General features: G+C 55.7%; 13 protein-coding genes. 7 read left to right on the forward strand and 6 right to left on the reverse strand.

The genetic code is table 11. The features are described 5' to 3' along the window. Positions 1-156: 156 nt before the first annotated feature. Genes Pla52o_RS03840 through Pla52o_RS03855 form a run of 4 tightly spaced genes read right to left on the reverse strand, consistent with a single transcriptional unit; the run spans position 157 to position 10,652 of the window. Positions 157-3,786 carry a YhaN family protein gene (locus Pla52o_RS03840; RefSeq protein WP_146593221.1) on the reverse strand — a complete coding sequence of 1,210 codons (3,630 nt, stop codon included), beginning with the start codon at positions 3,784-3,786 and terminating at the stop codon, positions 157-159. Further along, positions 3,786-5,063, reverse strand: coding sequence for a metallophosphoesterase family protein (locus tag Pla52o_RS03845; protein ID WP_146593222.1), 1,278 nt, complete (start codon positions 5,061-5,063; stop codon positions 3,786-3,788). The genes Pla52o_RS03840 and Pla52o_RS03845 overlap by 1 nt, the downstream gene beginning before the upstream one ends. Further along, a complete protein-coding gene (locus tag Pla52o_RS03850; protein ID WP_146593223.1) occupies positions 5,060-7,714 on the reverse strand; it encodes a UvrD-helicase domain-containing protein in 2,655 nt (884 codons plus the stop codon). The genes Pla52o_RS03845 and Pla52o_RS03850 overlap by 4 nt, the downstream gene beginning before the upstream one ends. A 43-nt stretch (positions 7,715-7,757) precedes the next feature. Further along, the gene (locus Pla52o_RS03855; protein ID WP_197168978.1) at positions 7,758-10,652 is read right to left on the reverse strand and encodes a PD-(D/E)XK nuclease family protein; all 2,895 of its coding nucleotides are present in this window, start codon (positions 10,650-10,652) and stop codon (positions 7,758-7,760) included. A 296-nt stretch (positions 10,653-10,948) separates the two neighbouring features. Here Pla52o_RS03855 and Pla52o_RS03860 point away from each other — a divergent pair, with 296 nt between their 5' ends. Further along, the gene (locus tag Pla52o_RS03860; RefSeq protein WP_146593225.1) at positions 10,949-11,806 is read left to right on the forward strand and encodes a TIGR03546 family protein; all 858 of its coding nucleotides are present in this window, start codon (positions 10,949-10,951) and stop codon (positions 11,804-11,806) included. Next, complete coding sequence (locus Pla52o_RS03865; protein WP_146593226.1) at positions 11,803-13,563, forward strand: TIGR03545 family protein; 1,761 nt, start codon at positions 11,803-11,805, stop codon at positions 13,561-13,563. The genes Pla52o_RS03860 and Pla52o_RS03865 overlap by 4 nt, the downstream gene beginning before the upstream one ends. A gap of 269 nt (positions 13,564-13,832) precedes the next feature. Here the strand turns inward: Pla52o_RS03865 and trpE are convergent, their stop codons facing one another. Continuing rightward, positions 13,833-15,335, reverse strand: a complete 1,503-nt coding sequence (gene trpE / locus Pla52o_RS03870; protein ID WP_146593227.1) for an anthranilate synthase component I — start codon at positions 15,333-15,335, stop codon at positions 13,833-13,835. 195 nt (positions 15,336-15,530) lie between these two features. On the opposite strand from trpE, the gene Pla52o_RS03875 reads away from it, so the two are divergent. From Pla52o_RS03875 to Pla52o_RS03900, 5 genes are all read left to right on the forward strand, one after another. After that, positions 15,531-16,103 (forward strand): UvrB/UvrC motif-containing protein, encoded by a 573-nt coding sequence (locus tag Pla52o_RS03875; RefSeq protein WP_146593228.1) that lies wholly within the window; start codon positions 15,531-15,533, stop codon positions 16,101-16,103. Then, positions 16,100-17,188 carry a protein arginine kinase gene (locus Pla52o_RS03880; RefSeq protein WP_146593229.1) on the forward strand — a complete coding sequence of 363 codons (1,089 nt, stop codon included), beginning with the start codon at positions 16,100-16,102 and terminating at the stop codon, positions 17,186-17,188. Before Pla52o_RS03875 ends, Pla52o_RS03880 begins: the two co-directional genes overlap by 4 nt. A 608-nt stretch (positions 17,189-17,796) precedes the next feature. After that, entirely contained in the window at positions 17,797-18,369 is a 573-nt protein-coding gene (locus tag Pla52o_RS03885) for an RNA polymerase sigma factor (protein WP_146593230.1), read from the forward strand. 807 nt (positions 18,370-19,176) lie between these two features. Further along, positions 19,177-19,704: a hypothetical protein gene (locus Pla52o_RS03895; protein ID WP_146593548.1), complete on the forward strand. Its 528-nt coding sequence runs from the start codon at positions 19,177-19,179 to the stop codon at positions 19,702-19,704. Between the two features lie 22 nt (positions 19,705-19,726). Beyond that, on the forward strand, positions 19,727-20,683 hold the full coding sequence (locus Pla52o_RS03900; RefSeq protein ID WP_146593232.1) for a hypothetical protein: 957 nt from the start codon (positions 19,727-19,729) through the stop codon (positions 20,681-20,683). Positions 20,684-20,690: 7 nt separating this feature from the next. Here Pla52o_RS03900 and Pla52o_RS03905 read toward each other — a convergent pair whose 3' ends face one another. Continuing rightward, entirely contained in the window at positions 20,691-21,632 is a 942-nt protein-coding gene (locus Pla52o_RS03905; RefSeq protein WP_197168979.1) for a GHMP family kinase ATP-binding protein, read from the reverse strand. Between the last annotated feature and the right edge of the window lie 43 nt (positions 21,633-21,675).

Here is a 21,675-nt window from a genome sequence, read left to right on the forward strand (position 1 = left end):
GCGATCAAGAGGAGTAGTGAATTGTTCAACCGGAACAACCCAATCCTTGGCATCGGCAAGATGCAAGTCTCATTGATCGTGAAAAGCATGGCGAATGTGTGAGGATTCACAAATTCGATTTCTCGTGTCGAATATGACGGTAAATCGGACCCACGATCAGGCTAAACATTCCGCATCCAAGCGGTGAACATGAAACTCGCCCGTCTTGAGCGTTTTTTCGGCCAAGTCCACCAAATGCTCGTGATGGGTAAACATGATCACTTGCGTGCGTGCGGATAATTCGGACAAGGCCGTGATTGCGGCGCACGCTCGGTCATCATCAAGTTGCACCAAGCAGTCGTCGACTACCAACGGCAACGCGGTACCGCGAGTCAATTGATGATCGATCGAAGCCAATCGCAGAGCCAAGTACAACGCGTCGGCTGTCCCCGTACTCATGGCGTTGGCTGGCACATCGGGTTCGCCGCTACGCGTGCGAGTTCCGAACAACATCACCTTTCCGCGTGAGTCAAAGTCGACTTTTAACGAGTCATATTCGTCTCGTGTCAGTTGTTGAAAGATCGTCGAAGCAAGTTGCAGTACCGGCCCTTGGTTCTCTTGTCGGTAATGCTCGATTGCTTGTCGCAGCATCATCGCGGCAACCTTCACGCGAGCGAACTCTTCGATTGCGTTCTCCATTTTCCCCGTCAGGAATTGAATCGATTGCGAAAGTTCCGAAGCTCGATCGCTGCCATCGATTTGTTTCAGCCGCAGTCGCAACGCACCGACCGTTTGCTGGGCTTCAGAGAGCGAGTCTTGATTATCGGCAAGATCTGCTTCGACCTTTTCAATTTCAATTTGTACCAATTCAGGCTGGTGCTCGGCGACCTCTTCGGCGAACGCTTCGAGCTCGACAGTACCCGAAAGCATCCGCAATTGTTCTTCGATCGCTTGCTTGGATTGCTCGAACTGTTGTCGCTGTTTGGAACGCTGCTCGACTTCGACTAAGTGTTCCGCCGCGTCGCAGCCAGCTTCTTCGCACAGCTTTTGAATCGCGACTTCGGCCTCGGTCACCTGTTGCTCGGCAGTTTCAAGTTGCTTTTCTGTGGAAGCAAGTTGCGTGGCCAAAACACCGCGTTGTTGTGACGCGGCACGCTCGTTTTGTAATCGATTGTATAGCTGCTTGACGGTGCTGAAGGCGTCGCTGACGTCCCCTTCCTTTTCCTCGATCTTGACGCCCAATTCGGCGGCCAGGCGTGCGACGTCTTTTTGGTAGGTCTTGTCGTCTTCGAGCATCGATCGAATGCGGTGGGCCAAAATATCGCGTTCGCGTTTCTGAGCACACAAAGCGTCGATTTGCGTGATCTTTTCCAAAACCACCGCCGGCGTGCGGTCCACCGACTCGGCCAGTGCCGACGTGGCGGTGGTCCAATCGGTATGCCATGTGTCGTAGTCGCGTTGACGCGATTCGAGTTGCGTTTGCAATCTCGGCAACTCTTCGCGCATCATGTCATGTTGTTTCAATTGTTCGTCGTAACGTTTTCGAGCATGATGCAGCGTCGTGCGAAGATTCACCGCGTCATCGTACAGCGACGAAAAATCATTCGCATCGATCTGATCAAACAGGCTCGGTTCGTCATGGCCGACCAACACAGGTTTGTCGACGACGGCCGATTCGATCGCGTGATTGAGTCGTTTGCACGAGGCGGCAATGCGTTCCTCGAGTTGCCCCACACGTTCTTGGGCTTCGTCAAGCCGGACGGTGGTTTCAACCAATTGGGCATGCTCGGTGATCCAGCGATACATCCGGTCAGGCGTGGTGGGGGTGACGCCCGAGGCTTCCCACAATGATTGCCATTGTTGCTGGGCCTCTTGGAACGCGGCTTTCGCTGCCTCGCCGTTTGTTTGGCAAAGCGTTTTTTGGTCGGCAACCTTTTTTAGCTCTTCTTCGATCGAGCTCTGCAGATGCAGTTGTTCGTGATGAGATCGCATCGCATCGACCAACGTATCTGCTTTGCGGATTTCCGCTTGCAGCTGCGTCAGCGTTTTGGTGTCGAGGGTCCCCGCTTGGTTCGCGGCGATCACGTCGCAGAAAATCGCATCGCGACGTTCACGAGCCTCGCCCAATTGTTCCTCGCTCGGCAGCATCGTGACAGACTGGACTGCGTCGAGTCGTTGTTGCGATTCTCGCTCGGTCGTGTCGAGTTGCTTCCACTGCTGTGTTACGGCGGCAAGTTGCTTTTCTCGTTTTTCAAGATTTTGGACGGCCGATTCGATTGCCGATTCGACTGGCAATCGCAACTTTGCGGTGTCATGCAACGAATCTGCAAACGAAGCCGCAGTGGTGTCGCCGGACGACACGATCGGGCTGCAGAACGTGTCCAATTTTCGAGCGAGTTGTTCACAGCGATTGTGAAGTTGTTTGACGTCCGATTTCTGCTGAGCCAAATTCGACAGCACCGAATCGGGAGAACCCACCGACTCGATCAATTGGCTGATCGAGTAGGGATCGTCCGGAACGATCGTCTCTTTTTCTTGTTCATCGGCTTCAGCAAGCCGTTTGGTAAGCGAACGGAGGCTTTCATCGGCGTCGTCCCGCTGTTTGGCAATCACCGCGTATTGCTGTGCCAGATCGTTGAGCTTGGTTCGCACCGAATCGACAAACCGCAGTTTCTTTAGCGACGAATCGATTTCATCGGTAACCGCCTGCTCTTCTTGCGAGACGATTTCGACCGAAAGCTCTTGTAACGCTTCGACCATGCGGCGATCGAGGTTTTTGCGAGTGCGTTGCAGATTCGTACGCTGAGTCCGTGCCTCTTCACGTGCACCGAGACGCTGAAACAGCGAATCGATTTGGGCTTCGTGAACCAAAATCGCCGAGTCGTCTCCGAGGCTTTTCAGCTGCTTGCTCAATTCATCCACGCGGGTGCTGAGCGAACGCGTTTGCCGCAGCGAGATTTCGTGATGAGTGTCGACGGTGCGGCGTCGTTCGCTAAAGGCATCGTCAAGCCGCGGCGCATCGGCAAGTTCGTCCAGCTTCTGAAGCAACGAATGCCACTGTGGGATCAACGGCAATGCGCTTTTGACGGCTCGCAGTTTCGACAATGCGACCGCCGCTTCTTTGACACCGTTCTGCAACTCGTCAACGCGTTGGCACTCTCGATCCAATTCGTCTTTGAGATCGTTGAAGTCGCTCGGAGGGATTTTCGCTAGCTCTAACTCTTTTCGTTTTTCAGCGATTTCGCGAGACAATTGATTGATCGCCCCTCGCGTGCCGCCCGCGACAAACAGCTTGCCCGCCAAGTCATCGAGTTGAGATTGCACGGTTTTTAGTTGGCTCACCCCTGCTCCGGCGGCGAACAGAATTTCACCTAGGTCTCCTTCGCCCTCGAGGATGGCTTGTCCGCCGCGAACGAGTTCCTCGTGCGACAAACCAAAGCGATGTTCAAACGCCTCGCGATCGACGCCACCGAGCATCGCGTCGAGAACCGCATCGTCGATCGTTTCATTGTCGTCGGCATCGCGCAGCGTCGCCTTGTTGCCGCGTCGTCGCAGGCACTCCAGCACGTTGCCGTTACCATCGGACAACTTGCCACCGACACGGATTTTGCCTGTCGGATGGATGTAATTGTCCTCGGCACGTTTGGACATGCCATACAACAGTGATGTGATCGCCCGCAGACTCGTCGATTTTCCCGACTCGTTGGGGCCGTAGATGATGTGCAACCGCCGCGGACCGTCGGGCAATTGGATCGAGGTATCGGTGAAACGTCCAAACGCTTTTAAATCGAGTCGTTCAATGATCATCAGTTCGCGTCCTCGCTTCCTTGCAAACGGCCGAGCAATTCCGCGGCAGCGGATTCAATCAGTTCGTCGACCCATTGGGCGTTGTCGGCGGAAAAGTTTTCTTCTTGTTCGGGCACTTTCTTGATCAATGCCGCGAATTCATTGGCAATCAATTTGCCACGCTCGGGTGAGTTGCGTAGGTCGTCAAAAATTTTGGAAACACTCGCCAGTGGTCCTTCCAAATCGCCCATGTCCAATTCGTGATTTGGCGTCGACGTTCGCAAGCGAAACTTTTCCATCCACGCTTGTCCAGCACCGTGCGTGATCGCGGTGGCGCGAAGCGACGCTTCTAAACGACGACGACTTTGATGCAGGGCATTGTGGATCGGTGTTTCTCCGACAATCGAAACGCGAGAAACCAGCAGCCGATCCTCGATCGTTTTGACCGTCTGTTGCAGCCACTGTTCGTATTCTTCGATGATGTCATCGACATGCTCGATCTTCGCGGCATTGATTTCGAACGATTCCCAGCGAACGACATCCAGCGGATGAAACGTTCGTGTGCATTTGCCGCGGGAATTGATGTCGATGATCACGCAGCCCTTTTCGCCAGATTCGCGAATATGGCGGCCTTGGATATTGCCGCTGAACACGATCGGAGCTCCATCCTCGGTTCCGTGCTCGCCGCGGATGTGGATGTGCCCGAGCGCCCAATAGTCGTATTCCTTGGCGGTCAATTCAGCCGGTTTACACGGTGAATAATTATCGTGCCCCTCGGCCCCCGTCAAACTGGTGTGCAGCAGTCCGAGGTTGAACATTCCTGAGAGCGGTTTGGGGTACGTTTTCGACAGATCGTCGGTTTCCGCTTTCTTGCGAAACGAGCGACCGTGCACGGCCACGCCGATCGATTCGAAGATGCGGCAATCGACTTTTTCGGCAGCCAACATGATCTCGCTGCCGTCGGGATTCTTGGGCAGCGGTAACGACGAGGTCATGATGTTTTGTGCATCATGGTTGCCGCGGATGACCACCAACGGAATGCCCGCACGCGTCAATTTGGCCGCCTGAGCGACAAAGAACAGCCCCGTATTTTGATCTCGCCAATCGCCATCGTAGAGATCGCCCGCGATCACGACCAAGTCGACTTCTTCGTCGATCGCCAACCGCACCAAATTCTCCAGCGCGCGACGCGAGGCGCCACGGATTTGGTCGACCGGAGCATCTTCGTACGATTCCAAGTTTTGCAGCGGGCTGTCCAGATGGATGTCCGCGGCATGTAAGATTCTTCGTTTACTCAATGCTGTCTCAATGAAGGTTGGCGGTTTGCACTTTGACGCGACGACGACGACGCGTGGGCAAAGCGGATCTCGACGTGCTTGACGGGCTCGCTTTCAGCGACGATCCGTTTTGCAGGCCCCTTGTCATTTTTGTACCAATCAGGGTTTCCCGAACAATACAGCGATTCATTGTCGGCTGTAGGGTCCGCGTCACAACCCAGCGCGTGATAGATCAGCGACGCGGCGGTTTTGACTTGAAAGTCCTTTTTCTTGCTCGGCTGAACGATGATGTACAGCGACTGCTTGGCTCGCGTAATGGCAACATACAACAAACAGAGCGCCTCGGTCATCGAGCTTGCTCCTTGCCCCCCAAACGCGAGTTGCCAGCGGCGATCCAGGAAATGCCAATGCGTTTGTCCAATATAACGCGTGATTCCGCTGGGCGGTTCGCTCAGCGATTTCATATCCGCAACGCAATTGCCGCTGCTGCGTGTGAGCGGCCCGTCCAACTGCGGCAACACCACAACATCGAACTCGAGTCCCTTGGATTGATGCACCGTCATCACTCGCACCGGAGCACGCTGAGGCCGTTCGACCCGCTTCTCGCGGACCAAACGCACGAAGTCTCGCAGTCGCGGGCCAGGATTGTTCTCGTAGGCGATGGCCAGCCGCGTTAATTGTTTCAGCCGCAGCGTGTCGCGGGCGTTGCAGTTCGCAGCAAGTTTGCCAGCGAGATACTCGACCGTTTGGGCAATCCCATCGCGTTCGACTCGCATCCGAATCGTGTTTTCATTGAGCGACGGATCGACCACCATCAACGTTTGTTCGACGTGGAATCGCCAACGCCCATCGCCGGGATGCTCGGCCATCATCAGGGCCGACAACACCGTTTCGACGGCGGCGGAATCGGTCAGCGGATTGCCCCCTTCTTGGCTGACTTCGATATCGAGTGCCTCCAACCGCATGATCAATTGAGCCACCGCGCCGTTGGTTCGCGTCAGCACCCCGATTGATTTGTGCGGCGATTGCTTGTGGATTTCGGCGATTCGTTTTGCGGCGTCATTGAAACTGGCGTCATCGTTAGCCGCTTTGTCGCCGTCTTTGACCGTGTGGCTGGTTTCGATTTGCACGTAACCAGCAAGCGACTTGTTATTGGCTGCATGCGGTGGGAACTGTTTCGCAAACTTGCGAATCGACTCGGCCTCGTGAGCCGATTTGTCCGCCGGGTTTTTCACGTCGCCTTCGGTTGCCATCGGATGACGAACGAGGTTGGAGAACAACGTGTTGACGAACTCGATGATGTCGGGACTGCTACGAAAGCTGACGTTTTGTTCGGATTCGGTGATGCCCGCGATCTCGTCGGTCACGGCATCAAAGATTTCGGCCACGCCGCCGCGCCATCCGTAGATCGCTTGTTTGGTATCACCGACACAGAAAAACGATCGGGCGGTCTGCCATGACGATCCATCACGCTCCGCGGCGGCGGTGTCGCAAGCGTGCATCGCCAACGGACGCAGTACTTGCCACTGGGCAGGCGAAGTGTCTTGGAATTCGTCGAGCAAAACATGATCGATCGCGCCGTCCATGCGGTTGGTCAACGAGGCATGGTCGACCTTGGCAAACAGGTTGGCCAACCGGACCGCGACGTCTTCGAACCCCAGCACGCGAGTGGCTTGTTTGAGTTGATTGACGTGGAAATCGTAGGCCGCCAACACCTTGCCCGTGGCCTCGTTCTGGGCGCTCAGCAAACTGAGTACCTCGGTTCGCACGGCTGCGTAAACGACGTCCAGTGCCTCGTCGAGTCCATCGGGTAACACGCTGCGTCCGAACTTGACATCCTCGCCGGTCCGGCGTGCCTTGGCGATATTCACGATCAACGTTTCATCGGTCAACGTCTTGAAGTCGCCCGTTTCAGTGACGTCCGCCAACTTTTGCAGCTTGGCTTTCACTGTCTTTTGTTTCGCTTCGGCCTGGCGAAGCTCGCCAGCGACGCGCGTTAAATCTTTTTGCTCGGGACGTTTCGGAACGACAAGCTTGTGCCATACCTCTTGTTCGCTGCGACGCTGGATACTGTACGCGGTATCGATGACTTGCATCAATTCACGCTGAATCGAACGCTTGATTTCGCCCTTGCCAAGCATCGTCAGGATTGTGGTCATTTCGCTCGGATTCAGCATCGAAACCACGTTGCTGATCGCTTGTTCTTGGATCCACATCTCTTGGATCTCGTCGGTCAATTGCCACGCGGGAGGCAGGTTCAGTTCAAACGGGAACGAACGGGCCAATTGCGTGAACAGACTGTCGAGCGTGCAGATCCGCAGGCGATGGATGTTACGCAGGATCTTGTGCAGCAATTGACGGCACGTTTGGTGGTTCAGCGTCGGCACACCGACTTGATCTCGCAATTGCTGTAGTGCATCGTCATCGTTGTCATCGCCCGCTTTGGAAAGGACCAACAGCACACGGTCCAGGATTTCACCGGCCGCTTTACGAGTAAACGTCGTCGCCAGGATCGTCTCGGGCGGCGAGTCTTGCAGCAGAATTCGCAACAACCGAGCGGTCAATTGGTACGTTTTTCCCGTCCCTGCCGACGCGCGGACGAGCGTCGGGCGAAGTGCGTTGGTTTGTGTCGAGGCGTTCAAGGTGATTTCGTGGGGGTTGGGGAGAGACATCAACAATCAGTAGCACGGCAACATCGAAGCAGAACGACGCCGCCTATTCGGAATCATCCATTCCGCCGGCGACGGACATCACGCCGGTTTGCATGATCATGTCGTAGTCGTCGTATTGGATCGGATCGGTGCTCGGCGCAAAGTCTTCGTCACGGATGCGGCGAACGCAGTCGAGGATCAATTGACGAGCTTGATCCATCAGCGGTTCGTCAAATTCGGCGATGTTGATCTTCGTTTCCTCGTCCTTGTCGCTGATGTTGAAGTAACCGAGTTGCACTTCGGTTGGATTGGCTTCGATGCCGAGATACGGAATCATCATGCGGTAGAGCGGCAATTGCAGGTCAATCCACTTGAATCCCTCGTCGGTCTTTTTGAGGTGCTTTTTCTCAGGTTTGTGCCCGTGCGTTTTGTAATCCAAAATCGCCCAGCGTCCTGAATCGGGATGGTAGTCGATGCGATCGAGTCGGCCGCGAAGTCCCATTTTAAAGCCGTCGACTTCAATACAGGCTCCGTCCCGTTTGTCATCCACGGACGCTTCGGATTCTTTGATCACCCAGCCTTCGCTGATGCGTTTTGCTTGTTCGATCGCCACTTTGCGAAGACGTCTTTCCGCTTGCCGGATTTGCAAAGCCACCGCGGTGGAGGCGGAATCGCCGTATCGCAAGCTCGCGTAGCGGTGCAAATGATGAAGCAGGATTTTTTCGATCTTGTCCGCGTCGGCTTCATCGCGATCGTCGGAATCGCCAAACGTTTCTAACGCACCGTGAATCAAATCGCCAAATTGGTTCGCCGCTAATTCCGCGGACATGTCGTCCAGCGGTTTCAGTTTCAGCACATGACGCAGATAGAAGCGATACGGACATGCCAAGTAATCGTGAAACGCGGTCACGCTCATGGCCTTGACTGGACAGGTGCCGGTCGAAGGGGGCAGCTTGGGGATCGGCAGCGATGATTCGACGTTCGCAGTGTCCCAGCCGTGCTGGACCACGACTCGCGGTCGGCTTTTTTCGAGTAACAAGCGGATTCGACGAGCCACGTCCTCGTCCGATGCCGCCGCCAACAATCGGCTGGGCGGTGTCGGAGTTCCATCGGCCGAATTGCGGCCGACGATAAAACGAACCGATTGGCGAGTCGACAGCAATAGTTGCATGTTGTAAACGTCGCGGGCAAAGCGGCGATCGTTGTCGGCCATCCGCAATTGGGTTCGCAGCGTGCCTGGCAAAAACGCGTCGTTGGTGACTGCGGTGGGGACAAACGGATGGTTCAGCCCCAGCACCACCAACGCCTGAGCATCATCCAAGGCAAGGTCCAGCCAACCGAGGATTTCAATGTCGTCGGGTTTCATCGCATCGACCACACGCAGGTCACCGACGCGATTGGCGATCATTTGCATCGCACTCGCCCCGTCAATTTCGAGATCCAATTCCGCGTTGACCTCGGCAAACCGCGTTAGCAACCCGCGAACCGAATGCAACGCCATCGCCGTTCGGTCTTGCGGCCCGCTGTCTTCAAGAGCATGGTCTTTCGAAACGCTGCTCGCTTCGAAAGCGAACAGCGGCAGAGACTCGTCGGCAAGTTCTTCGGGATCAACCTCTTCGGAATCGAGTTGCTCTGAATAGAGCGTCGTTAACCACTGCGAGATCGCGCCGCACCATTGCCCCAACGTGCGGTTCGCTCCTTGCAGCGGCGCCATCCATTTTTCAATTCGTTTGGCGACCTGGATCGCCGTGGGATAGTTTTTCTTTGCCTCCTCGGGCAACGGGTTCGCCAGTTGGATAGGAAAGTGGTTGGCGAGTAGTTGGTCCAACTGCGTTAACCAGGACTTGGCCGCGTCGGGATCCTGTTTACAGATCCAATCGTGAACATCCGCGTGCCGAACCAGGGTCGCGAGCGATTGCCACGAGCGGGTTTTTAAATAGGACGCGGTTAAATTCAGCAGCCGCCCGATCGCCGTCCGGTCGATGCTCCAGCCCAGGTTTCGGAACGTATCGACACCGCAGCTTCGCATTTCAAACTCGATCGGGCCGACTTGGGATTCGTCGGTGACGCCGATCGTGACTTCGTCGACCGGATATTGTTGTGCGAACTCCGCAATCACTTCGGCAACGGTGGTCGCTTGGTCGGCGATATCGCCGGCCGGAATCAATTGGTCATCTTCGATCGGCAAGCGGTAATCGGCCCACCTGTTCGTTTCGATACAGCCGAGATCGTCAAATCGCGACGCTTCGTTTTCAGGGGCGGCGACCATCGCGATGATTTCGCCCTGCATCGCTCGCAGCATCGCAATCTGCAGATGACTCAAGTCGCTCGTCCCAATCATCACGATCGTCGAGTCGGTTTTACAGGCGTTGTTGGCCAGCGCATATCGACGTTCGTGGTGCGGGTCGGCCAATCCCGCAGAGGCGAGTCGTTTTAAATACGATTCAAACAACGTCGCAAGCAGTGTCCATCGTCGCTGGTCGTTTTCGGCTTCGGTTGCGGCAGCCACATCGGCAAACGAAAGTTGGTTCGAGGCCAAATCTTCGTGCAGTCCCCGAATCGTCGCCGCCAACTCCATCCAAGTATCCGCTTCATCGGACGTCGGTAAGGTGGGGACAAGCGGTTTCAGCGTCTCGGGATTGGTCGCTGCAAGGACTTGGGACCAAGCAAGCGTCTGCTCAAAGTCGATCGCCAGTTTGGCGCGGGGCGAATAAAGTTGTTCGGGAAGCCGACCGAGCGTCAGGATTCGGGGCAGACTCAAACGCAGATCTGCATTGGCGGCCGCTTCCTTCAATAGCGTCTCGAAACGATAGGAACTTTGCGACGTGGGCAGAACGCAGATCAGTCCCGACAGATCAAATTGATTCGCCGACGCAAATTTCGTTTTCAGCGATTCCACAGCACGCGGCAGCAGCGGGGCATCCCAGCCAAGAAATTGGGTCGTGATTTGTGGATTCATAGATTCGGTGACAAAAAAGGTCATGCGACCGGAGGCGGAAATACAGTAGTGTCGCGATCGGAGTGACACGTCTGGTCAAAACCGAGTGGTTTTTAGGGAAATCGGTTTATTTACTCGGGTAGAGACGGTCACTAAACCTCCCTGTTTACCTATCTGCTCGAGTTCCGTTCAGAAAGAATAAAAGGACTTGGGGAAATTTACCGTCTGTAGTGAATGTTCGGGTGCTTGGTTGCCGATACTTCTAAACAAATGGAGTCCCAGGGAAGCCACTACCGTGCGCATGGAGGCGCACCGCGATGATCATCTGGTCCATCAAAATATTGAGCAACATTCGTCATGCCATTGCAGGACGCAAATATCCGCACCAGCTTGCTGGGGCGGTTGCGATCGGTGCATTGTTAGGGATCATTCCGCACGGAAACGTGTTAGCGCTGTTGGTGCTGATCGTTTTGTTGTCGCTGAAGATCAACCACTCGATGGCGGCATTGACCACGATCGGGACGACCTTCGCGGCGACCAAGCTCGATCCGTATTCGCATGATGTTGGCAGCTATATTCTGACGCATCCGACGCTCGGTCCCAAGATGGCCAGTTTCTGGAAGTTGCCTTTGGCGCCGTGGACTGACCTGAACAACACCGTGGTGATGGGAAGTTTTGTGATCGGAGTTGCGGCCTTGCTGCCGATTTTTCTGATCACTTACCCCGTCTTTCGATTCTTCAAGCCCCAGGAAGACGAGTTGGCCGAGGGGCATCGACGTGACTTGGTTTCCGACGAAGCTCTCAATGCCGAAGAGGACGCCGTGGTGCTTGTCGACCCCCTTCATCCTGCGGTCACAAAACCACGTCGCGCCGAGCAGTTATCACCAGGGGAGACATCGGTTGCCGATGCGGCGTTGTCGACGGCCCTTCGGATCGATGAGTCGCATCACGACTCGGAGATGTCGGAATCCCGTGAAGCGACGTCACCCAATGTCACGGTCGAGACGCGAATCGATGTGATTCGAATGAAAGACCATGTCGAGTCGGGTGATCCAATATCAACAATGTCCTCGGCTGACTTAGACGAGGAATCGACCGATCAGCAGCCGATGGACGAGGCGCTCCGTTACTTGCTTCGTCAATTGCGCACCTCTCAGCAAAAGGATGCAGCATGATTCGCTGGAGTTTTGTACTGACCCGCATGGTCATCGTGGTTGCCATCATCATGTTGCTGCGTTGGGGACTCGGTCCCGTCGCTAGCTACGTAACGAGCAAAGGGATCCAAACCGCCACCGGCGCCAAGGTTGAAATCGGCAGCGCCCAAGTGGGGTTGTTCCCGCCCCGGGTCACGTATACCGATTTTCACGTTGCGGATCCTCGTAGCGGCAAGGACATGAAAGATGCGTTTAGTGCCGAAACGATCGAGTTGGTGCTCGATGGAGACGCCTTCTTGCATCGTCGTTGGGTTGCCCGCGATGGCAGGATTACCGGTTTGCAGATTGGTGGCGAGCGCGAAACGTCGGGGCATTTGCCGGAAGAGCAAGAGGATGCCGCACCCTCGCCCTCGGATGAGCCTTCGTTTTTGACACGGATGATTGCCGCGACCACCGATTCGCTGGGCGACGAGGCTACAATGTTGGCCGAGAATCTGGAAACCGTCCGCCGCAGTCGGCAAATCCGTGAGCGATGGGAGACCGAGTACGAAACGTTAGTCGTGCGAGCTCGCGACTTAGAGAAACAAATTCGCACCATTCGTGACGAAGCGCGTGGGATCGATAATCCGCTGCGAGATTGGCCGCAATTGCAACGCACGCTGGAACAGGCTCGGCAAGCGCGAAACGAGTTGATGGCGGTGCGGCAAGCAATCGATTCGTTGCCAGAACAAGTGCAGACGGATTTGGCATCGCTTGATGAAGCCAAACAGATCGATATGCAAAAGGTCGCAAAGTTCATTCCGGGTGACTTGCAGAACGGAGATGACTTTGGCATCGACATGTTGAAGTTTGCAGTGCAAAAGCAGATCGACCAAATTCGCGGTTACCTCGATGGGGGACGCACGATTGCCAACTACACTGTGGTGGCGCCCGAGGGCGAGCGGATTCGCGGTGAAGACTTTGATCTCTGGGGATCGGACCGCTTAGCACAAGTTTTGGTTCGTCGCTGCGAACTCAGCGGCGTGATGCGTGCCAACGGCGAAGTCTATTCGCTCAAAGGCATCGTCGAAAACTTGACGCCAACGCCGGAAATGTTGCAAGAGCCGACTCTGGCGAAGTTCCAATTGGATGGGCCTGAAGTGGTGCGTGTTGAGTACGCTCGGGATCGCCGTCGTGGAGCCGATGTGGATCTGTTGACACTCCATTGGCCTCAGATGGAAGCCAAAACACTCCGCTTGGGCAGCCCCCGTGAAGCGGGGATCAAGATTAGCGGCGGTCAACACGAGTTGTGGGTGCAACTTCGCAGCGAAGGCGACACCGTCGAAGGTCGTTTTGTCAGTAAGCAAACCGGGTTGCAGATGACGTTGGCCGTCGACTCAAAGTATGCCAACTCGGCGGGCGTTCAATCGCTTCAATCGAGTTTAGATGCAGTCGATCGGATCGAGATTGATGCCAACTTCAAAGGCCAATGGGAGGACCTCGCGTTGCAGATGCATACCAATCTTGGCCAAGTGTTTCGGCGTGCGACCCAAGACGCGGTCAATGATCAATTGGTGGCATCCAAGCAAAAGCTGCAAGAGAAAGTGGACCAAGCCCATTTAGAGCAAACCTTGGCACTTCGCGAATGGCTGACGTCACAGCAAAGCGAAGCGCGTTCACTGCTTGCCAGTGCAGATAAGTCGATCGAAGAGATGAGTCAGAAAGTGATGAGCGAAGTCGGCGAAGCGGATGTCTATCTCGGCAAACTGCGAGGAGCATTCGAGAAGAAGTTGCGTTAGAGGTGGGGCCGTTTCGAGCTTTTCCTCGGGCGACCATCCTGGATAACTTCTCAGGCAGGGCCGCCCCAGAGAGGGCTCGCTTCGGGCTCGCTTCGCTTGTCAATAAGCTCCCCAACGTTGGAGACTGCTGGCTTAGCTGCATTGCGTCCACCCAGAGCGAGGGTGGGCTGGTTTTGCGATTTATCTAGGCAGTGCATTGCGACTAAGTCAGTAGTCTCCGGTGTGAGGGCGAGGTAATCGATCCGCGGGGGAAGCGTGTCGCGGCCAGCTTAGGAACCGACGCGGGCCACCGTGATTTCGATTGCCGAGATTAACGCTCGCGCCTTGTTCATGGTTTCCTCGTATTCCGCGTTCGGGTCGCTGTCGGCCACGACGCCGCAGCCGGCTTGGACGTAGACGACTCCGTCTTTGGCGACCATCGTTCGCAATGCGATACAGGTATCCATGTTGCCGCGGTAATCAATGTAGCCCACCGCGCCGCCGTAAGGGCCTCGGCGATGCGGTTCGATCGAATCGATGACTTCCATTGCGCGAACTTTCGGTGCACCGGAAACGGTGCCCGCGGGCAAGACCGCCTTCAATGCGTCAAAGGCATCGAGTCCTTCGCGAAGTTTGCCTTGCACTTCGCTGCTGATGTGCATCACGTGCGAATAACGTTCGACGACCATCACTTCGGTCAATTCCACCGTACCAAATTGGGCCACGCGGCCGACATCGTTGCGTCCCAGGTCGACCAGCATCACATGCTCGGCAATTTCTTTGGGATCGGCGAGCAATTCTTTTTCGAGAGCCTTGTCCTCTTTTTCTGTTTTGCCGCGAGGTCGAGTTCCCGCTAATGGGCGGACGGTGACGACATTGTCAGCGACTCGGCACATGATTTCGGGCGAACACCCAACCAGGATGCAATCGGATGTACGGACATAGAACATGAACGGGCTGGGATTGACCACTCGCAGTGAGCGATAAATCTCGAACGGATCGACGTCCGTTTTGACGCTCAACCGTTGGCTGGGGACGACCTGGAAAATATCGCCAGCTCGAATGTATTCCACACAATCGAGTACCGCTTGCCCAAATGATTCACGCGTGAAATTGGATTCGATGTTCAAGGGTGGCGACGGTTTGTCGGTCGTCAATTCGTCTGGCGTATGCGCGGTCGGCTGAGAGAGCTTCGCGATCGTTTGGTCAATCTGCTCTGCCGCTTGTGCGAACGCGGCCTGGGATTGCGCTTGGTCACCGACGTCGCGGCAATCAGCTAGCGAGACGACCGTGATTGTTTTGTCGACGTGATCAAAGACACATAGGGTGTGATAGAAGGCGAAATCTAGATCGGGTAGATCGCGATCATCGAGCGGCGCATTGGGCAGCTTTTCGACATAGCGAACCACGTCGTAGCCGGCGTAGCCGATCGCACCGCCAACGAACGGCGGTAAACCGGGGACATCCGCAACACGGTACTTGACGTGCGAGCGGAATGTTTCGAGCGGGTCGGCGGACTGTAACTGTTCGGTTTTACCGCTGAGTTGATCGGAAATCGTGACGGTGTTGCCGTGGGCTGCGAATCGTTTGATCGGCCCGGAGGCGAGGAAACTGTAGCGGCCAACTTTCTCGCCACCAATCACGCTTTCAAACAGACAAGCGGGGCTGCCATCGTCTAAAAGTCGAAACGCAGTAACGGGAGTTAACGAGTCGCTCAATAAACGCCGATACACCGGAACAAAGTCATGTTGGATCGAGAGCGCATCGAAGTCGGCTGATTGAGGGGTTAACATCGCGATCGACAATTTCTCTAGGGGGGGCGTTGGTGGGTTCAGGCTTCCGTAGGGATGCAAATACGCTCGCCAGCACACCCGACGGGTGAGGTCGTTACGTTGACACCGAAGGGGGCGGCGATAGAATCCCTTTGACGTCCGATCCATTGGAAAACACACACTTTAGCGGCAGTCGCGGCAGCTAGGAATGACACGATGAAATGCCAGTATTGTGAAAAACCCGCGACGTTCCATATCACCGAGCTGACGGAACCTGCGGGTCCCAAAATTATGCATCTTTGTGAGGAACACGCACGCGGCTTTTTACAAAAAGAGTCCGATAGCCCGGTGGCATCGGTCACCAATGCGCTCGCCAAGCAGCTACAGCTGGGACAATCCAAGAAAGAATTAGCCGAACTGGACCAAAAAGAGTGTCCGGTGTGTGGAATTAGTTTTTTCGAGTTTCGCAACACCGGGCGACTTGGTTGCCCTTACGATTACAGCTTTTTTGAGACCGATTTGATCCCCCTGCTGACCAATATTCACGATGCGATTGAGCATGTCGGCAAACGGCCTCGGCGGTTAGCCGCATCGGCAGATTCTCAAGCGGAAATGATCCAGCTGCGGCGTGAGATGGAAGAGGCGGTGGAGCTCGAGAATTACGAGCGCGCATCGGAAATCCGTGATGAACTAAAACGAATGGAACGTGAGTTGAGCCGACCCGCAGCAGACGACCCGGCGTCCGCTGACGAGGACCTCAGTTCACGTGAAGGTGAGAATCAGTCGTGAATCAAGAGACGGACTTTACAAGCTTGGCGAAAAGTTCAGGAGAGTGGCTTCGTGGCACGGGGCCTGAATCCGATATCGTCATTAGCAGCCGCATTCGCTTGGCGCGGAACCTTGCCGATTTTCCCTTCATCCGTCGTTGTACGGATGAGGACCGCGACAACATCGAACGCTCCGTTCGCGCTCGCATGGAAGCGATGGAAGATTGGAAAGAGATTCGTTACATCGATATCGAAGAACTTGCCGAAGTCGATCGCCAATTCCTGGTCGAACGGCAATTGATCAGCCGCGAGATTGCCGAGGCCGATGGCTCGCGCGCCGTCGCAATCGATCCCGGCGAACAGTACAGCGTGATGATCAACGAAGAGGATCATTTGCGTATCCAAGTCATGCAAAGCGGCCTCGATTTGCAAACGGCGTGGGCCCGAATCGATGCGTTGGACGACAAACTCGAAGGTTCGATTCTATATGCGTTTCATGAAAAGTATGGGTACTTAACCGCCTGTCCCACCAATGTCGGAACGGGATTGCGGGTCAGTGTGATGTTGCATCTGCCTGCACTTGTGATCACCCGCCAGATCGAAAAAGTGTTTCGCAGCATGCAGCGAATCAACGTCACCGTACGCGGCCTCTACGGCGAAGGCTCACAGTACTCTGGTGACTTCTATCAGGTCAGCAACCAAGTCACGCTGGGGCATAGCGAACAATCCTTGTTGGCTTTGGTCGGTGACGAAGTGGTGCCACAGATCATTCAATACGAGCGGAAGGCCCGCGCGTTTTTGATCGAACAAAATCAGCAAGACCTGCACGATGATGTCAGCCGAGCGATGGGGATCTTAAGCACCGCGAAAAAGATCAGCAGTGAAGAAACGATGCATTATCTGTCGAAGGTGCGGATGGGCGTGAATCTCGGCTTGATCGGGGACGTCGCTCTCGCCACGATCAACAAGTTGTTCATTCACACGCAACCGGCCCATCTTCAAAAACTGCACGGTCGCGTGCTCGGATCCTCCGATCGCAACGTCCAACGGGCGACCTACCTGCAGCGGCATTTGCTGGGCGGCCACGGCCAAGGCGAGTTGAATTAAACGCCGTCGGGTTCCACCGGATCGTGGGGCTAAAACGTATGGGGTTTGAGTAAACCAGCTTTGCGCAGGATGGGGTTTTTGCGCCAACGGCGTTGAACATCATAGCCTAGGGGGCGCAGCGTGAAATCGCCGCTGCGAATTGATGCTGCAATCCTCGGGCACCGAACCGAAATCGGGCGGGGCAACGGTGCTTGGGGAGATCCTTGGTCGGGAGAGCCTGTTCAAACCGGCCGATGACGCCCCGAGCGTGTTTGTATTTGGCCCCTCTAGAACGGTTGCGCGGGGGCGCGGTGGTGAGTTTGGGGCGAATTCGCTCGGTTTGTCGTGGTTTTTTCGTTCGGGATGATAAACTGGGGGGCTAAGCCCTATGCAGGAATGATGCGGTATCGTCCCCCTAAGCCGATGGGGGGAGCCCCGATGGTAGCGAGATCCGCGGCTAATGAACCGCGGCAAATTAACGGTGGCTAATGCCATGCGGCTTATTTTGCGGCCCGACTCCTGCCCGGGTGCTTTGAACGGTCGTTGCGATTTGGATGCGATTTTGCAGCCCAAGTGACCGCAGCTAAGACAATGCACTGCACTACACGATTTTCACGAAAGTTGGCGGCGTGGGCGAAGAGCCTGAACTGATTGACCGAGCACTCCAGGGCGATCGTGCTGCGTTTTCCCGGTTGGTGGAAGTCAACCAGGACCGTTTGTTCGCGTCGATGATGCAGGTCACCGGTTCGCCTGATGAAGCGGAAGAAGTCGTCCAAGAAGCCTTTATCCGGGCCTTTGTGAAGCTCGATACGTTTCAGCGAAACAGCCAATTCTTTACTTGGCTATACCGGATCGCCTTTAACAGCGCATTGTCCCGTCGGCGCAAAAAGCGTGCCCGTATCTCGTTGGACCAATTTCGAGAGCAAAACGGGCTAGAGGTGGTCGACCACTCGCTCGCGGTAGACGAGCCAATGCTTCAACAAGAGCGGATTGCGATGGTGCGGACTGCGATGCAGCGGTTGACCGACGAGCATCGTTCGATTCTGGTCTTGCGAGAGATGGAGGAGCGATCCTATGAAGCGATTGCCGAGATCCTTGAGATCTCGATCGGGACGGTGCGCAGCCGCTTGAGCCGGGCGAGGCAGCAATTGAAACTCGCCCTCGAAGCGATCCACCGTGCGGAAGAGTCGAGTTCTGAGTGATTTCTATCCTTCGCGGTTTTGCAATTTGATGTCGACACCCCAGTTTGACGCCTCAAGCGACCCTGATCCGGCAAGAAACGAAGGCGAGTCCTCTTTCGCTCGGGCTGGGCAGAGACGGAAGCGTCCTTTTCTGGGGATCACCTTTCTGTGCTGTCAAATCTACGGCCGGATCTATCAAAATGCCGAGCGTTCCGCCTATGTCGGGCATTGTCCTCGTTGTGCAAAGCGGGTGCGGATATTGATCGGTCCCGGCGGGGGCACCTCGCGATTCTTTAGCGCCGGGTAAACCCGGTCGCAGCAATGTTCTAGGCCGGACCGCAGCGATAGCGAAGTTCGATTCGCGTACGTCACGTTGCCGAGAACGGGACCACCGTTCGTCACGCGTCTAAGTCGTTGCAATGCTGGGCCTGGACTGCTGCCTGCTCCGACGACGGTCGCAACGTTGACGCCCGGCAAATCAAACTCGCTCGTCCAACGCTCGATTGACGTTCAACGCGAGCTAACGGCCTTCTTTGTAAACCCTGAGGATCGTAAACCCCAAGGAACTTGATTGTCGTTGACGTTTGCGAGGATGACTCAGTCGAAGCGGCATTAAGAATGCGGAGTGAATTTGTCCCCCCCCCTTGTCGATGGCGGTCAACTAAAACTCCAAGCTAGCAAACCATGGACGCAGGCAATTGCCTTGCGGGTTGCGAGTTCTGCTGTCGAATTGGGCTCGACATTCTGTCTTTCAAGTTAGGATGGAATTGTGTTACGGTTCGAATGCACGAACCGATTTACTCGAATTTCTTACGTTTTTTGGCAGCTATGTTAGGCGAATACCACGTCAGCCGATGTACGCGGAATTGTCATGCGCTGCATCGTCCTTTGCGCGAAGGCGAGTGGTACTATTCCGTGGTGATGGAATCGGGGGATGATTACGTCCGTCGAGATTTTTCTGCGGAAAGTTGGAAAGGTCCGCCCGAGGAAGCCATTGGGTGGTGGAAATGCCGCATGCCTAGCGCTTCGGAAAAGAAGCTGGTGCTTGCTCCGCCGGAAGTCTTGATCGATCTGTTGCGCCAAATGAGTAGTTTTCCGGACAAGGCCAAGACGCGTTATCTACTGGCGATCATGTTGATGCGAAAGCGTCTCGTGCGTCCCTGGGAAGGCACGCCCGACGACTCGCTCTCCGAGGGCATGATGCGATTGGAAGTGCTCGCCGATTCTTCGACGATCGATGTGATGCCGTGTGAAATTACGCGTGCCGAAGCCGATCCGTTGCGGGACGAGTTAAATGATTTGCTGTATTGCGAAGCGGATGTGGTAAGCGCCGACGACGAACCTTCAACCGTTTAACGATCCCAGGAGAAAAGCACGGATGCGAACATGGCTGTGGATCGGAACGTTGATGATTTGTTTCGTCTCAGGCGGCGCGTCGTGCGCGCGCCGTGAGCCCCCGATGCCCTTTCCGCCTCCGCCGGTCGCGTTGAACGAAACCCCCAGCGTCGAGGAGCTGGCGACGGTCATGAACCGGACCTCTTCGATTCAGCAATTGTCGACCAACACCGCTACGGTCGAGGTGTTGACGATGCCCAACATTCCAAAGCTGAGTGCGACCTTGAGTCTGCAGCGAGAACGCCGTTTTCGGTTGCGCGCTAGTTTGCCAATCGTGCTGGGGGCGGGCATGGATTTAGGCAGCAACGAGGACGTGTTTTGGTTCGAAGTCCCCGAAGGGATGTCCAAGACGCTCTACTACGCGGAGCACGAAAAGTATCGTCAGCAATTACAGCGAGCCATTTTGCCCGTTGATCCGACCTGGATCATGGACGCGCTTGGCTTGGTGCAGCTCGATCCCTCCACGGTGGTCGCAGGTCCGCTGAAACGCGCCGATGGTAAGTTAGAGATTCGTAGTGTGGTGCAGATGCCCGATGGGTTGTATCAACGCGTCTATTTTCTCGAAGCCGCTGCGGGATACGTAACGAACCAGTTTTTGTATTCCCCCGATGGTCGTTTGATCGCGCAGAGCACGGCGACGAATCATCGCTACTATCCCGAGCACCAATCGGCACTGCCGCATCAAGTGGAATTGCATTTGACGCCCACGATGGGGCCGCCGCTGGGGATGAAGATCAGTATTGGGACGTATGCCGTGAACCAATTGCTAAGCGGAGATCCTCAGCTGTTCACGATGCCGCAAAACGCGTCTCAAGCGGTTGATTTGACGACGTTGTCTGGGACCGCCAACGCGGTTCAAGCGACGCCTGCGACGGAGTACACCGCTGATCTTAGGATGGCGATGCCGTTGCGTGGAACGATGCAGTCATCCCTTCGCTGACGTACGTTCAACGCAACTCGATTTGTCGAGGAGTGTTTTGGGCGTGCGTGAACAGGGCATGCACCTCCGCCGGATCGAAGGTGTTGGCAACAAACGCTTGTGCTTGACCACGGGTCGCGAACCAGGCGAAAACCGAGGGCCCCCAACTGCTCTGCCCTACCCCTTTGACGCCATTGCGGCGTAGCGTATCGACGAGCGATGTCACGGCGTGGCCATTGTAGGGGCCTTGTTGGACCGATTCGAATAACCGCCCGCTGTCGCGATTGTATTGGTGCACGACGTCGCTAAACGCATCAAAGTCACCGCGTTGGATCGCGGGAAACATGTCCTCGGTGATCTGCTTGCGAAACCTCGCGCGTTGCTCGGCGGTGGTCGGCCGCAGCTTGGCGAATTGGTTGACTTCCACCTCGCCGCTGATCGTTGAGGTTTCACCGACCGGTCGCAGGATGGCGACGCACCATGGTTTGGGGATTTCTAAACGTTGTTGGATGGGATTGAGTTCAGAGGTGTGGTCGGTGTCTTCGTAGATGAGTCCCCCACGCAGATAACCATGGATTCCGACCGCAGACCGGCGACCGCGATTGGCGATGCGAAAGGCGATCGTTTCATCAGAAAGGGGCGGATTCAAGAGCCGACAGATCGCCTCGGCCACCGCCATCGCAAGCTGGGTCCCCGTGCCCAGGCCGGTGTGGGCGGCGGGGCGACGCGTGATTTCGATCTGGCAAGCCGGCAACGCGGAGAGTTTGAATTGATGGCGATAACGTTGGGCAATCGCAAGCACGCGGTCGGCGGCAATCTGCGAGCCTGAGAATCGGTCCGCGCGGCGTACAATCACTTCTGTGATGGGATCATCGATCATCACGCCGACTCCCCCAAAGGGCTTCGCCGTATCCAATAAACCGAAATGAAGTCGTGATCCCGTGGTCACGCGCACCTGCTGGATTGTCATGTGCTCACAATACCAGCATGAAGGCATCCCTTCCACGGCGGGC

The organism is Novipirellula galeiformis, assembly GCF_007860095.1.
Taxonomy (GTDB): domain Bacteria; phylum Planctomycetota; class Planctomycetia; order Pirellulales; family Pirellulaceae; genus Novipirellula; species Novipirellula galeiformis.